General features: G+C 44.3%; 11 protein-coding genes. 6 read left to right on the forward strand and 5 right to left on the reverse strand.

Features of this window, described 5'->3' with window-relative positions; genetic code table 11:
* Positions 1 to 174 precede the first annotated feature (174 nt).
* Positions 175 to 873: a toxin-antitoxin system YwqK family antitoxin gene (locus MgSA37_RS16125; protein ID WP_096353340.1), complete on the forward strand. Its 699-nt coding sequence runs from the start codon at positions 175 to 177 to the stop codon at positions 871 to 873.
* An 89-nt stretch (positions 874 to 962) separates the two neighbouring features.
* Here MgSA37_RS16125 and MgSA37_RS16130 read toward each other — a convergent pair whose 3' ends face one another.
* From MgSA37_RS16130 to MgSA37_RS16140, 3 genes are all read right to left on the reverse strand, one after another.
* Positions 963 to 2,675, reverse strand: a complete 1,713-nt coding sequence (locus MgSA37_RS16130; RefSeq protein WP_096353341.1) for a sodium:solute symporter family transporter — start codon at positions 2,673 to 2,675, stop codon at positions 963 to 965.
* Positions 2,676 to 2,989: 314 nt separating this feature from the next.
* Positions 2,990 to 3,487 carry an FKBP-type peptidyl-prolyl cis-trans isomerase gene (locus MgSA37_RS16135; protein ID WP_096353342.1) on the reverse strand — a complete coding sequence of 166 codons (498 nt, stop codon included), beginning with the start codon at positions 3,485 to 3,487 and terminating at the stop codon, positions 2,990 to 2,992.
* A 48-nt stretch (positions 3,488 to 3,535) separates the two neighbouring features.
* Positions 3,536 to 5,629 carry a thioredoxin domain-containing protein gene (locus MgSA37_RS16140; protein WP_096353344.1) on the reverse strand — a complete coding sequence of 698 codons (2,094 nt, stop codon included), beginning with the start codon at positions 5,627 to 5,629 and terminating at the stop codon, positions 3,536 to 3,538.
* A gap of 406 nt (positions 5,630 to 6,035) precedes the next feature.
* Between MgSA37_RS16140 and MgSA37_RS16145 the strand changes: the two genes are divergently transcribed.
* Both MgSA37_RS16145 and MgSA37_RS16150 read left to right on the forward strand, forming a co-directional pair.
* Positions 6,036 to 8,165 (forward strand): hypothetical protein, encoded by a 2,130-nt coding sequence (locus MgSA37_RS16145; protein ID WP_096353345.1) that lies wholly within the window; start codon positions 6,036 to 6,038, stop codon positions 8,163 to 8,165.
* A gap of 162 nt (positions 8,166 to 8,327) precedes the next feature.
* On the forward strand, positions 8,328 to 9,371 hold the full coding sequence (locus tag MgSA37_RS16150) for a hypothetical protein (protein WP_096353347.1): 1,044 nt from the start codon (positions 8,328 to 8,330) through the stop codon (positions 9,369 to 9,371).
* Between the two features lie 84 nt (positions 9,372 to 9,455).
* Here MgSA37_RS16150 and MgSA37_RS16155 read toward each other — a convergent pair whose 3' ends face one another.
* Both MgSA37_RS16155 and MgSA37_RS16160 read right to left on the reverse strand, forming a co-directional pair.
* A complete protein-coding gene (locus tag MgSA37_RS16155) occupies positions 9,456 to 9,794 on the reverse strand; it encodes a PIN domain-containing protein (RefSeq protein ID WP_197706011.1) in 339 nt (112 codons plus the stop codon).
* 55 nt (positions 9,795 to 9,849) lie between these two features.
* Positions 9,850 to 10,095, reverse strand: coding sequence for a hypothetical protein (locus MgSA37_RS16160; RefSeq protein WP_096353348.1), 246 nt, complete (start codon positions 10,093 to 10,095; stop codon positions 9,850 to 9,852).
* Positions 10,096 to 10,345: 250 nt separating this feature from the next.
* On the opposite strand from MgSA37_RS16160, the gene MgSA37_RS16165 reads away from it, so the two are divergent.
* From MgSA37_RS16165 to MgSA37_RS16175, 3 genes are all read left to right on the forward strand, one after another.
* Positions 10,346 to 12,325, forward strand: coding sequence for a M1 family metallopeptidase (locus MgSA37_RS16165; protein WP_096353350.1), 1,980 nt, complete (start codon positions 10,346 to 10,348; stop codon positions 12,323 to 12,325).
* A 162-nt stretch (positions 12,326 to 12,487) separates the two neighbouring features.
* Positions 12,488 to 13,903, forward strand: a complete 1,416-nt coding sequence (locus tag MgSA37_RS16170) for a glucoamylase family protein (protein WP_096353351.1) — start codon at positions 12,488 to 12,490, stop codon at positions 13,901 to 13,903.
* 168 nt (positions 13,904 to 14,071) lie between these two features.
* Positions 14,072 to 14,863 (forward strand): Fic family protein, encoded by a 792-nt coding sequence (locus MgSA37_RS16175; RefSeq protein WP_096353353.1) that lies wholly within the window; start codon positions 14,072 to 14,074, stop codon positions 14,861 to 14,863.
* The last annotated feature ends 78 nt before the right edge of the window (positions 14,864 to 14,941 follow it).

A 14,941-nucleotide genomic window follows, 5' to 3' on the forward strand; every position in this document is an offset into this window, starting at 1 on the left:
CAAATCTTTCCCTGCGGGGGTTAAAGGTTATTTAATTATTATAAAATAGACTGGCGATTGCCATAATTTATATTCTATTTACCCTTTTGGACTTATCCAATTTTACCGACTTTCCCGACTCAAATATTTCTTTTTCCGCTTGGCATGCATTATCTTGGCTGAAATCAATTTTAAGTGAAGATCTGTTACCTGCTATTTTATAGCATTCTATTTGTTACAACCTGTTTTGCGCAGGATTTGCCGGACACCATTGAGCGTAAAAACAAGCTTTCAGACTCTCTGACAGAAAAGTTTTATGTACTCAAAAACAACCCGGAAATACGACAGGGGCCATATATTGCTTTGCTTGACCGCAAAAAACCGGTGGCGAGGGGTAATTATAAAAATGGAAAAAAATCCGGTCTCTGGCAATTTTATGATTCGGAGGGCAGATTAAATGAGAAATACAATTATGATCTTCAGAAACTAACCTACGAAGCGCCGCTTGAAGCAGGCAACTTTAGTTTTCTTTTTGACGACTCTTTAAAAGTAGGTGACCGGCTAACCCGGCCGCTCCGTATCGGGGGGGTATATTATGGCTTTATCCCGTATTTAAGCCTCTTTCGTGTCCCTTTTGACCCCTACGACATTAATATGGAAGCTTTTGAAGCTTATCTTGAACTGCTGATCAGCCCGATGGGGCGCCTGGCCCAATACAGGGTCAGGATAGCTTCAGCACTATACCAATATGACCGTATTTTTACGATGGATGTTAAGCTTTTCAGCGATGAGGACCGTGGTTTTATACCGGCAACCAAAAACGGCGAAAATGTGATGTCGAGAATATTAATCAAATGTTATGTTACCCCTTCCGGGACACTTGATTTTAATTAGTTCGTCTGAACACGATTTATAGGATTTTAAAGATTGGGACAATCCTTTAAATCAATGAGATCTTATAAATCGCGTTCAGACAAATTGTTTTACCAAAATCTTACATAAAGCATTGAAATGATCATTAAAGTAACCACGATCATTGCAAGCACTCCAGGCGATACTTTAAACATGGTTTTATCCAGCGCAAAAGCTTTTGGATTGATCTTGGGCCCACCCAGGCTAACCAGGATCATAACCAGCATGGTGAAGCCGAATGCAAGGCCCATGCAGATATGGAACGGAATTTCATAATTACCATCAGCATTTTTATACGCTGTGTAAAGAATAGTTTCGGGCCCAAACCACCGCGGAGCAAAAATATTAAACAGCACCGACATCAAAAAGCCAGTAATAACACCAACAACTGCCGCCGCACCTGTAGTACGTTTCCAAAACATGCCCAGTATAAACATAGCGAACACGCCGGGACTGATGAAGCCTGTGTATTTTTGAATATAGGTAAACCCACCCTGGCCACCAATACCCAGCGTATCATTCCAGGTAAAAGCTATTGCTATGATCAGGGCCGCGATGATTGTTATTCTGCCTACCCAAACCATGCCTTTTTCGTCGGCATCTTTTTTTATGTATTTTTTATATACATCAAGCGTAAAAATAGTAGAAATACTGTTTGCTTTACCTGCAAGCGAAGCCACAATTGCAGCGGTAAGCGCCGCGAGCGACAAGCCTATCAAGCCATTTGGCAGGTAACCTAGAATTGCCGAATACGCGTTATCTGACATCACTTCTCCATGTTTACTACCAATGGCCATTTCGGCCTGCAACATTCCCTTTTGGTGCAATACATAAGCAGCAATGCCCGGCAGCATAACAATTATAGGCATTAGCAGCTTTAAAAACCCGGCAAACAGGATCCCCTTCCGAGCAGTCTGTAGGTCGGCGCCCAATGCACGCTGGGTAATGTATTGATTACAGCCCCAGTAATTTAGGTTTATGATCCAGATCCCCGCAACATAGGAGAGTAAACCCGGGATAGTAAGGTAATTATCCACCTGGTGCTGCGGTGTGCCTGGTACCGGTTTGGCAAATATCATGTGAAAATGGTCCGGAGCATTTTTCACCAGCTGATTAAAGCCTTCTATAGCATTCTCGCCAAAGCCAAAGGCCTTACTTACTACAATTAAAGCTATATATGTGGTTGCTAATCCACCAATTATAAGCACACCAACCTGGATAACATCAGTAAACCCAATCACTTTCATGCCACCAAGTGTTATAATTACCGCAAACACCGATAGTGCAATCATGATAATTTCAAAGGTTACCGGGCTACCTCCCATAAGGTTATTGATTGCCAGGGAGCCAAGGAATAATATCGAAGTAAGGTTTACAAAAACATACAAGAAAAGCCAAAAAATGGCCATTATAAGCGCAACAGTCTCATTATACCGCGTTTTTAGAAATTGCGGCATCGTGAATATCTTATTTTTTAGATAAACAGGAATAAACCAAACGGCTACAATAATTAAGGCTATGGCTGCGATCCATTCGTAGGCGGCAACGGCAATACCAATGCTATAACCGTTACCGCTCATTCCAATGAATTGCTCAGCAGAAATATTTGAAGCGATAAGGGATGCACCGATTGCCCACCAGGTTAGTGATCCTTCGGCCAAAAAGAAATCATGGGTATCTGAAACGGCTTTCTTTTTTTTTCGGTAGATATAATAACCGTAACCGGCAACTATAAAAAAATAAATTACGAAAATTACGATGTCAATGGTTGCAAACTTACTCATATAGCGTTTTTAATTAGGTTTTAATTTTACCCCTTTACACAAATCCCATCCGTGTTTTAAGGGGCTATGGCCTGGTTTATAATTGTTCTTTTAACAATTATAAACTTTAAAAATGTGTTTTTCAAATTTCGGTCAACAATTCATAAAAAAATACAGCGTGGCTTATTTTCTTAAATTGGGCAGCACAATTTTTAAATTTTCAGGTTGATATAAAAAATAACCGGCAAAACGAAAGTAATTGTTTTTGAGGAAAAAACAAGAAAAGAATTTCGAACCCCGGGGGCTTCGAAATTCTTCCATATGGAGGGGAGATATTAGTGGTGGTGATGACCATCGGGTCCGTGTGCATGACCGTGCGACAATTCTTCGGGGGTAGCGGGGCGTACATTCAGGATATTTCCTTTAAAATGTAACTCCTGCCCTGCCATAGGATGGTTAAGGTCAACAATTACCGAATCTTCGGCAATTGAGACTACCTGGCCCTGGAAACGGTTGCCGTTATTGTCCTGTAATGGCAGGATACTGCCTATTTCGGGCACTTCGGTACCATTAAACATTTCAAGTGGCAGGTTGGCAACTGCTTCTTCGTCATACTCACCGTAAGCATCAGCTGCTGATAAACGAAATTCATAATTATCGCCGGTAGATAGTTCGCTCAAATTCTCTTCAAATTTTGGCAGCATTTGTCCTGCACCGAATAAAAAAGTAAGCGGTTGCTCCTGTGTAGCGCTTTCTTCCAATACTTCAGAGCCGTCCTGGTCAACATACAGATCGTAAGTTAATGACACTACGTGTTGTGGTTTAATCTTCATGGATTGATTTTTTAAATTTTACATGGCGGAATTCATCATTATCCGCCGTTAAAGGGCCGTAATTTGTTTTAATGCGTCAGCAATATTAAGGGCAGGTAATCCGCAGGTTTTATCTTTACAAATAAATATTTGTGTTACAGCACCAAACTTGTCCTGCAGCAAAGGTAAACTTCCTTTTTTACCGCCCAAGATTATTTTGTTTGGAATGTAATTTTTTTCCATTTCCATCCGCGTTTCTTCAACATCTTGCCCGGTTACCGCTATCTCATAGGTGCCGGCTACTTCATCCAGCAACAACATGATCCAGTTAGAATAAGATGAACCGTACCGGGCCAGATGGGGCATAATATTCCTTAACAGCTGCGCCGAAATCTCCGCGTAATTTTCATTATCAAATAATAAGCCAAGTTTTTTAAGGTTTCGGGCCATTACGGAGTTGGATGCAGGTGTTACGCCGTCCATTATTTCGGATTTACGGGCGATGAGTTGTTCGTCATCATCGGCAGTGTAAAAGAAAATACCATTAGCAGTGTCGTAATAATGTTCGATAGCAATATCCACAAGCTTTTTGGCCTGGTTTAGCCATTCCTCGTTAAAAGTAACTTCGTATAGAGCGAGGAAGGCATCGGCGAGGTTGGCGTAATCATCCAAAAAGGCAATAGGAGTCGCCTCACCCCGGCCCTCTGCAAAGGAGAGGGAGGAAAAAGCTTCTTTTTTTAAAGTCTTCTCGCTTGGAGAGGATGAGTGAGGGCTACGCCGTTTAGGTGAGGCAATCCTGCTTAGTCTCCCTTTTCCGTTCACCAGGTTATCCAGAATAAATCCGGCGTTTTTTAAGGCGACATCCAAATATTCCGGCTTATTGAATGCGCGGTAAGCATCGCAAAGCCCCTTCAGCATCAGGCCGTTCCACGAGGCTAAAATTTTATAATCAAGCCCAGGCCTTACCCTGTGGCTCCTGGCCTCAAATACTTTTTGGCGCGAAGTTTCAATTTTTTCAAACAATTGGTTAACCGGCAAGCCTAATTTAGTTGCCAGGTCTTCATCGCTTTCCCTGCGGAACAGGACGTTTGACTCCTCCTCTTCCCAATTTCCATCTTCGGTGATATGGTAGTAAATACAAAACAAATCCGCCTCATCACCCAAAATTTCTTCAATTTCGGCTTTGGTAAAAATGTAAAACTTACCTTCTTTGCCTTCGCTATCGGCATCCAGGGCCGAATAAAAGCCAAATTCAGGCGAGGTTAGTTCGCGCAGGGTAAAGCCTATGATCTCATCCGTTATTTTTTGATACAGCGGGTCGGGGTTCCAGGTATAAGCTTCGGCATACAGGCTGATCAGCTGCGCGTTATCATAAAGCATTTTTTCAAAGTGCGGCACATGCCAGCGGCCATCAACCGAGTAACGGGCAAAGCCACCGCCAATATGGTCGTAAATACCACCGAAAGCCATTTTATGAAGGGTTAGCTTTACCTCCCCCGCTACATTTTCATCCCCGAACAAGTGCGCGTAACGCATTAAGCACTGCCAGTTATTTGGCATCGGGAATTTTGGGGCAGTGCCAAGGCCACCCTCTGTTTTATCAAAATACTTTTTCCAGTTGTTAAGGATAAGTTCAAGGTCGTCTGTTTTATATTCAGGCTGTTCCGTAACCAATTCCACGGATTCATATTGCTTGATGCCATCGGTTAGCCTTGTTGCATATTCACCGGCCTCGTCAGCTTTATTTTTATAGAAGTCGGCCAAGTTGAACAAAAGGCTCACCCAATCATTTTTACGAAAATAGGTACCGCCGTAAATAGGGCGTTGGTCGGGCAGGCAGATACAGTTGAGGGGCCATCCTCCCCTCCCACTCATTAGCTGCACTGCGCTCATATAGATTTGGTCGACATCCGGACGTTCTTCTCTGTCGACCTTGATGCAAACGAAATATTCATTCATCACCGCAGCCACCTTTTCATCTTCGAAGCTCTCGTGCTCCATTACATGGCACCAATGGCAGGCGGAGTATCCAATGCTTACAAGGATCAATTTATTTTCATCCTTTGCTTTTTGCAAGGCTTCGAAGCCCCAGGGATACCATTCAACCGGGTTATTGGCATGCTGAAGTAAATATGGCGAGGTAGAATTGGCGAGATGGTTCATCGTTTGCAAGACTTATAAAAAGCGGCAGTATACGCACTTTTTATTTAAATCAACCGGGAGATGTAAAAGTTTTACAAATGTTCATTAATTCCATCCACCTCTTTTACCTATGGTTTAATAGTAGTAATACCCGGTTAAAAATCCGTACTAATACGCAATATTTCAGGTGCTTTTACTATACAGTCGCCCACTAATGGTATCTAATTTTACTTCCTGAAAAACAAGAAGGAAGAGTGCCGAAAATCCTGTAAAAGAGTAAGCGCCTGAATAAAAACTATCATCGCCAATGAAAATAAATGCATATGCCTTCCGTCGGACCGGCAGACTAAATAGTACTCGCCGGGTCCATTTAAAAATCACATACTAACCTATTATTTATTTTTTTACCCATAAAAACAATAAAATCATGCCAAATCTCGCATTTCATACCGAGGTACTCAACCAGGTAATTGCAAAACGCGCAGCTCAAAATGACCCGCTCGCTATTAAATTAAATAACCCTGCCAATGCCAAACTTAAAGAGTTTGCCGTATTGGGCGCTATGGGGCCGGATATGCTCCGTTACGTCCCGGTGAGCCAAAAGCTGGTTAAATTTTTGACGCAATCCATTCCACCGGCAACATCCGGTAAATTGTTAACGCCGGCAGAGATTACCGCTGCAACCACAAAAATTCAAAACGACATGTCGAACCTGAGCAATACTGATCAGGCTTTGGCATTTGAACTGTATTTTAACCCCATTGGCGCCATATACGCTGTTTTATTCAGCGGGCTGGTGGTTCCTGTATGGCCCATACTGGATAAAACTACCGATTTCTTTAACAAATTGTCCGTGATCGTGCAAAACCAGGACGAGATAGCCCTTGCGCTTATTATCGGGCAGTTTTCGGATATTCAAAAGGGCGCCAAATCGCTTACCGGCCTTCCTTCTACCTTACAACTGATGGAGGTTGTTTTAGGCAGTATTTTAACGCTTGGGCCATGGATGGAAATGAACCAAACCTTCCCGGCGCCAACTGAAAACATTGCCGACAGGCGCTTCGAGTTTCTGCGCTGGCACAAAACTTCGGAATTTGTACAGGCGCTTACAGCAAATGCAACGACCGACAATCAAAAAGCTTATGTGTTTGGCTGGCAGTGCCACATGGCTTCGTCTATTACCACAGAACCGTTTATCAACAATATTACCGGCGGCCCTTACCGTACGCATTGGTGGAGAAACAGGCTCGTTGGAAATTTTGTTGATTCATGGACCTTCGGATTTTTTGAACAACCTGTTGCGCCAACAATGAATGGCGACACCCCTACCCCTGCCTATTTCGATCCGACAACAAGCACCGGCTGGCCGGCCTTATGCGACGGAGGCAACCTGCAGGATAAATTTAATGTGGGCAACCTGGCCGGCCCGGCTCCTGATGATGTGCCTGAATCCGTAAAAGCAATGGCCAAAGGCGACCTTGGCACACTGCCAAATTCCTTCCCGGCAGAGATCAGTAAACTGTTCTCCAAAGCGCTTAATGATACTTACCCGGCAGCAACCCAGCCTGTACTTGGCGTTGACGCGGCTTTTCAAACGATCCCTGCATTTGACGACAATACTTTGGCAAATGCCTATGTCGGTGCTTCGGCCGTGTATTGGTTTATGACTTCGGGCCATGGCGCGCTGGTGAATAGTGTTCTCGGTCCGGGTACCGGCATGCCTGAACCATCATGGATCACCCAGGGCAGCACACCTTCGCCTGCACAGGCCGGCCTGAACGTTGGCGCGGCTATTTGCGCGGCCATCCTGGCAGCACTGGCTGCCTTGTTTACTCTGGGAGGCGCTTTTGCGGCAGGATTAATAACGCTTGAAGCAGCTTTAAGCGTGCCAATTATTGATTGGGCCACTGTAGCCAACGAATTGTTCTGGCTGCGCAAAACGCTGATAGATGAGGAGAACCTGATGCAAAACATCCTGGTTATGGGCGGGCTGGCCTATCCGCCACCGGTAATGCTTGGAGCACAGGTTAATATAATGGGTAATGATGTTACCTTACCGGCAACAGACCTTACTCCTCCGCTTAACCCTAGCGTGTCGGCAGTGCCAAATGTCACTGGCATACCTTTGTGCAAATCAAACCAGCTGACTACCGAGGGTATCAGCGCAACGTTTATTCCTGCATCATACCCGCGCTGGCTGGATACAAAGAGCACGGTGGCACCGGCCGCCGACCTTAATTTCGCGGTCTTCCCGCTTGCTATCAAAACTGAGACCAAGGCGACTGATAATCCTATCCCGCCAAATACTTACCCGCAGACTTTTGTAAATGGTTTCGGGTTGAAGAACGGCGGTATTGTTACAGCCGAGCCATATCCAACAAGTAACCTGTTTTTTGGCGACGCGGTTTCAAACGCAGTACAGCTTATTGCCGACGGCCCGTCCAAACTACCTGATTATAACCTGGATGGCGACCGCGGTTACGGCTGGCTGGCCTGGGATGCAGTTGCCGGAAGTAATCCGTTTAATGTGCCCGTTCAGGATATGCAGGAAGTTTAGGTTAGTCGGAAAGTCAGCAAAGTCCGGAAGTCCCAAAGAAGCCGCATTTGTGTTGAGTGAATAGAAAGCCCAGCGCTTCGGTTAACTTAACCTGAGTTATACAGAATGTTTTAAAACGCACTATTATAAAAATGATTTATAAACAGCAAAAAAATAAGTATCATGGAAAGTACAATTGAAAAAATCGATAATAAAACCAATAGGAACAAGGGCGATAACAAACGTTTTACCGCCCCGCAAATCCCCAAACTGAATTTTAACGGCAGAAAAGAGCCTTTACACGATACCACGTGGATAGTGGTAAGAGCCGATTTTACCGACATGGGCGGCAGGCCGCTTGCACCGGGTACCGTCTTTTGGGAATCGCCGGATGTTTGGGTACAAAGTTCGGCTGGTATTAACCAGCCGGTGCCAGGCGAAAACAATACCGTATTTGCCAGGATAAACAACTATGGTTTGCAGAACGCCACCGGAATTATGGTAAAATTTTGGTGGGCCGATCCTTCCCTCGCCATTACAGAAGCTACGGCCCATTTAATAGGGACCGGTTTTGTTGATGTACCTTCCGGATGGTCGGTTACTTTACAATGTCCTGCGCCATGGGTACCTGTTGTTGAAAATGGCGGGCATGAATGCCTGATCGCAGAAGCTTTTATCCAGGTAACCGACCCGCTAACTGCGCCTATGGATCCGATGGACGACCGCCACGTGGGCCAGAAAAATGAACAATTACTGCTGCTGCCAAAAGGCGCAAAATTTGTAACCAAAGTACGGGCCGCCAATATAACCGATAGCCGTAAAGAGCTGCGCTTTGATGTGCAGGCTTTACATTTTGATCCGGAACACCCGCTGGTAAAAATGCGGGCCGCCAGTTTGCCTGCCAATGTAAAACCTGCGGGAACAACAATGCCTGTAGCGCTTCAGTTTCATGAAAGCCATCCGAATTTTATATCCAAAAGCATTTTATTTGCTGAACGGATGATCTTACGGGGACTTGAAAAAATTGAAGAAGAACTGGTGGAAGCACTGGAACATTCGCAGGTGACCCATAAGGCACATTTTGAGCCATGGGAAAGCCGGGTATTGGAAATGACAGGAGAAGTTCCTGAAGATGCCGAAGTTGGGCAAAGTTACCTGTTCAGGATCGAACAACGGATTGGCAACATGGTTACAGGTGGTTACACCGTTCATATTGTGGTAGTATAAGAACTTCGTTTTTGATTAGGGTTGGCATGGGTGCTCTCATGAGTGCCTGTGCCTTTTTATGGGGTTAATGATCATATAAAAGCATCATTTTGCCCAATTTTCAATATCAGTCCCATCAAGCCTTTCAAAGTCAGACACGTTTCTGGTAACTAAAGTTAAATTATTAGAGATAGCTGTCGCCCCTATTAATAAGTCAAAGTCATCTAATATTCTACCGCTTTTTTTCAGCCACGTCTTCTCTTTTGCATAAACATCCAGCGAATTAAAAATGGGAATTACAGTAAACATTTGCTGGAGTTTAACGATTTTTTCAGCATTCTTTTCCGGATAGTCACTATTTTGAGCTCCAAACTTTAACTCAGCGATAGTTATTTCAGAAACGAAGAAATTAGAAGTACCTGCTGCTTCGATTTTTTCGGCCAAATCAAATAATCCTTAAAAAGGTAAATGCAGATATTAGTATCCAGCAGATATTGTTTCAAAATGATTCGATGTTGCGCGTAAAGTTTCTTGCTTTTTTCAAATCATCTATAATTTCATCGGCGGTTTTTTCCGGTATAAAATCACCAGCTAATGACTTTAATGAGCTCGTCTTCTTTTTGCCGCCAGACTTCAATGAGTCAGACAGGCCCGAAATCAAATCTAATTTACTATTCGGGCTCAAATTTTTCAAGAGATCAAGGTAACTATCTACCAATCTTTTATTTATGTCAATCGTTTGCATATTTTGACCTCCTTATGGTTGTTGTAGTATAATATTAACAAAAATACAAAATACGTTATCAATAGCCAAGTAAGTTAAATGTTGATCGCATCCTAATGAACTGTTTGTCCATCAATTGTATTTGCATTTTCAACCAATAACCACCCCATTTGTATCATCCTTCATACAAATTATCAAATCCGTAATTTATTTGGTTAATTTGCCATGCAAATTAAAAAATCACTGACCTGATTAAAAACTAATAACGATTATGATAAAAATGCGACTTTTAAAAAGCTGCCTGCTGGCAGGCGCCACGTGTTTGTTACTTGGATCCGTGAAAACGGCATCGGCACAAACAACTACCGACTCCATAAAATACGACCATAACGAGGTCTTTGGCCCAATTGTTTGGCCAACTACTACCGGCGATACCCGCTCGGCAAGCGGACAGCCCGGCCATAATTACTGGCAAAACCGTGCTGATTATATTATTAAGGCCAGCCTGAACGAAACCGCACAGGATACTACCATTACCGGCGAGGTGACGATTAATTACACCAATAACAGCCCCGACAACCTGGATTACCTTTGGCTGCAGTTGGACCAGAACCTGTTTAAACCTGATTCGCGCGGAGCGGCTACCGTGCCCATTGGCGGCGACCGTTTTGACGTGAGAGGATTTAGCCGGGGCGGTTACAAAATCGAATCGGTATCGGTAACCTATAAAGGACAGAATTATAAAGTTGACCCGGTGATCACCGACGCCCGGATGCAGGTACGGCTGAATAGCCCGATGGCCGGCAAAGGCGAAAAGATCCAGGTGAAAGTAAATTACAGCTTTTCGATCCCTTTTTATGGCGCTGACCGCATGGGCCGCAAAAAATTCAAACAAGGCTACGTTTATGAATTGGCACAGTGGTACCCACGGATGTGCGTTTATGACGACGTTGAAGGATGGAATACACTGCCATACATGGGCTTAGGTGAGTTTTACTGCGATTACGGCGATTATGACTATTATATCACCGCACCTGCAAATATGACAGTTGCCGGCTCAGGCGATCTGCAAAACGCCGCACAGGTTTTGACAGAAACACAACAGAAACGCCTGGCAGATGCGAGGAATAGCGACAAAACGGTAATGATCATTACTCCTGATGAAGTGGGACAGCCTAGTGCTCATGTGGGCAAAGGCACACTGACCTGGCATTTTAAAATGCTGAACACCCGCGACGTATCATGGGCGGCATCACCCGCTTTTATTTGGGACGCGGCAAGGGTTAACCTTCCGTCGGGCCGCCAGGCCATTGCCATGAGCACCTACCCTGTTGAAAGCGCGGGTAACGACTCTTGGGGCCGCTCCACCGAGTATTTGAAGGCCAGCATGGAAATTTACTCGAAGGAATATTTTGAATATCCATGGAACTCTGCAGTTAGCGTATCCGGCGTGGCTTTGGGTATGGAATATCCGGGTATAATTTTTTGTTTAAGTAACTTAAAAAATGGAGGCCTTTGGGGTGATATTACCCACGAGATCGGCCATAACTGGTTCCCGATGATTGTTGGCAGCAACGAGCGTAAATACATGTGGATGGATGAAGGCTTTAATACTTTTATCAATGAATATTCGACCGAGAAATTTAATAATGGTGAATATTTTAACAGCAAAGACCGCCCGGCAAACCGGATTGCCCGTATGATGCCGCACGAAAAAGATCCGTTGATGGTAGCGCCTGAAGCACAGAATGAATACGGGCAGTATTATGTTAAAACTTCGATGGGTTTGGATATGCTGCGTAACGTGGTTTTGGGGCCTGACCGTTTTGACTATGCTTTCCATGAATATATTAAACACTGGGCATTTAAACACCCGCTGCCTTATGACTTTTTCAGGGCGATGAACGATGCTTCCGGCGAGGACCTGAACTGGTTCTTCCAGCCCTGGTTCTTTACCACCTGGAAAATTGACCAGGCGGTACAAGGTGTAAAATATGTAAAGGACGATGCAGCCAACGGCGCGCAGATCACCCTGATAAATAAAGAAAAAGTGGCCATGCCTGTTGATTTGAAAATTACCCAGGCCAATGGCAAAACCGAAATATTGCACCTGCCGGTAAACATCTGGCAACGCAGCGGTACCTGGACATTTATTTATCCGTCTACCTCGGCAATAACGAACCTTGAGATTGACCCGGACCACCAGTTGCCTGATGTTGACAGGAAGAACAATGTTTGGGAAGGAAAGTAAGGTAAAAGGTAAAAGCTGAAAGGCTAAAGGTATTTTATTTCGGAAGTCAGAATTTCGATTTCGGAATTAAGAAGTAAGAATTATAATTATTCAAAAAGACCCGGTTTAAAAAAAGCCGGGTCTTTTTATTTAATATTGTATCTCCAATAAAACCAATTTACCATGCTTCGTTACCTGCTTTTACCGGCCATTGCCTGTTTGTTTACTTTTAATTTATTTGCCCAGCATCCGGCGAAAAAAGCTTTGGGATATCCTAACAGCATCGTTCCTGTGGGTATCGTCAAAAACATCTCTGATTCAGCTTTGCTGGACATTGTTCAGCGGCAAACCTTCAGGTATTTCTGGGAATTTGGCCACCCGGTGAGCGGCATGGCGCGCGAAAGGGACAATACCGTTAAAGCCAACTATTACTGGGATTATATTAACGAAGCGGACGGTCAGCCCAACTTCAGCAAAGGCACTTTCGGCCCCGAGGCCTGCGCGATGGGCGGCACCGGTTTTGGCATCCTTGCTACCGTTGTTGCTGTTAACCGGGGATGGATCGGCAGGGATACCGCTTTAAAACGCATTGTTAAAATTGTTGATTTTTTAATAAAAGCAGATTGCTACCACGGCATATACCCCCATTTTATGAACGGCGTTACCGGTAAAACTATCCCCTTTGGCCGGCTGGATGATGGCGCTGATATTGTGGAAACCAGCTACCTGTTTATGGGCCTGCTTACCGCCCGGCAATATTTTAACGGGGACACCCCGCTGGAAAAATATTTCAGAAACCGTGTATCGGATATGTGGTACTCCGCCGACTGGAACTGGCACAGCAAAGGGGACGACAAACACCTGTACTGGCACTGGAGCCCGACCAACGATTTCGACATGAATTTCCCGGTGTTTGGGTATGACGAAGCGCTGATCACTTATATAGTTGCGGCCTCGTCGCCCAATCATCCGATTTCAAAGGATCTGTACGAGAATTCATGGGTAAAAGGCAACGGCTGGAAAAACGGCAAAACGTATTATGGCTATACCTTGCCCCTGGGAAATTACAACGGTGGCGGTCCTTTGTTTTTTGAGCAATACACTTATTTGGGCATCAACCCTAACGGCTTAAATGACGACCATGGTATTAATTATGCTGAACAAACCAAAAACCATACGCTCATCAACAGGGCCTATTGCATTGAAAACCCCAAAAAATATAAAGGTTACGGCGCCAATTGCTGGGGCCTTACCGCCGGCGACAGCTTTAAAGGCTACGTAGCACATTGCCCCGAAGATGACAGGGGTGTAATACAGCCAACGGCAGCATTATCCTCCTTCCCTTATACACCCGAATACTCCATGCAAGCCCTCAAACATTTTTATTACGACCTGGGGGATAAAATCTGGAGCCCATACGGTTTTGCCGACGGATTTAGCGAAACCCATAACTGGTATGGCAAAACCCATTTGGCCATTGACGAGGGACCTATTGTGGTGATGATTGAAAATTACCGCAGCGGCTTGATCTGGAAGTTATTTATGGGCTGTCCGGAGATCCAGGATGGGTTGAAAAAGTTGGGGTTTAGTAAGAATTAAAAAATCTCGGATTTCGCCTGCCTGCCGCAGGCAGGGATGTTCGATTTCGGAATTTATGCGCCACTTAGAAATTTTGTATCAGTCCAAAAGTTTGATTTGCAGTCAACACGGATTGACGGCAAAGTTTTATTAGTTTTGAGGGAGGTCAAATAAATCGTGAACAACTAAATGAAGGAAAAGCTAAAAATAATACGTGTTAACTTGCTGGAAGAATACCTTCAACTGGTTAATAAAGACTTATCTTCATTATTTGGCAGTTTAACCGACGCAGAGATTTCGACCGACACTTTTAGCTTTTATACTTCGGTATCCGCCATCGCTTCATCCCGTATCGAGGGCGAGCAAATGGAAATTGACAGCTATATCAGGCATAAAATGCTGAATATTGAATATCAGCCCGATCTTGTACAAAAGCCAAACGATCTGTACAAGGCCTATCTGTTTGCACAGGAAACTGAACTTACGCCGGGGGCGTTTTTGAATGCTCATCAGCTCATTACCTGCCATTTGCTACCATCAAATAAACAAGGTGTATTCCGTACCGGCAATATGGTGGTGATGGAGCACAATACGGGCCGCATTCAATTTGAAGCCGCCCCGGCCCAGAGCTTAAAAGATAATATGGAGCGTTTGTGGGAGGATATTGAGCAATTAAAAATGGAGCCCTTAACCCCGCCCGAAGTTTTTTATTTCGCTGCTTTTATACACATCGTTTTTGTAAATATCCACCCATTTGAGGATGGGAACGGACGTGCGGCACGATTACTTGAAAAATGGTTTATTGCTGAAAAGCTGGGCAAAAAAGCCTGGTATTTGCAAAGCGAGTTAAACTATTACAAACATGTTAATGATTATTACAGAAATTTAAACAGGCTGGGAGTTTTTTACGAAGAATTAAATTATGCCAAATCCCTCCCGTTCCTGCTGATGCTGCAAAATGCGCTGTCAATCCAAGGATAAAACATCCTTATTGCCCAACCTCTCAGGCCCATAGGGGAAGCTTAAACGAAGAGATCTGCCTGTAGACAGCGTCCGTTG

The sequence above is a fragment of the Mucilaginibacter gotjawali genome (genome assembly GCF_002355435.1).
Taxonomy (GTDB): Bacteria; Bacteroidota; Bacteroidia; order Sphingobacteriales; family Sphingobacteriaceae; genus Mucilaginibacter; species Mucilaginibacter gotjawali.

Coding starts and splice junctions, on each gene's coding strand:
- MgSA37_RS16130 (WP_096353341.1), bottom strand. CDS start 2,675: ATGAGTAAGTTTGCAACCATTGACATCGTAATTTTCGTAATTTATTTT.
- MgSA37_RS16135 (WP_096353342.1), bottom strand. CDS start 3,487: ATGAAGATTAAACCACAACACGTAGTGTCATTAACTTACGATCTGTAT.
- MgSA37_RS16140 (WP_096353344.1), bottom strand. CDS start 5,629: ATGAACCATCTCGCCAATTCTACCTCGCCATATTTACTTCAGCATGCC.
- MgSA37_RS16145 (WP_096353345.1), top strand. CDS start 6,036: ATGCCAAATCTCGCATTTCATACCGAGGTACTCAACCAGGTAATTGCA.
- MgSA37_RS16150 (WP_096353347.1), top strand. CDS start 8,328: ATGGAAAGTACAATTGAAAAAATCGATAATAAAACCAATAGGAACAAG.
- MgSA37_RS16160 (WP_096353348.1), bottom strand. CDS start 10,095: ATGCAAACGATTGACATAAATAAAAGATTGGTAGATAGTTACCTTGAT.
- MgSA37_RS16165 (WP_096353350.1), top strand. CDS start 10,346: ATGATAAAAATGCGACTTTTAAAAAGCTGCCTGCTGGCAGGCGCCACG.
- MgSA37_RS16170 (WP_096353351.1), top strand. CDS start 12,488: ATGCTTCGTTACCTGCTTTTACCGGCCATTGCCTGTTTGTTTACTTTT.
- MgSA37_RS16175 (WP_096353353.1), top strand. CDS start 14,072: ATGAAGGAAAAGCTAAAAATAATACGTGTTAACTTGCTGGAAGAATAC.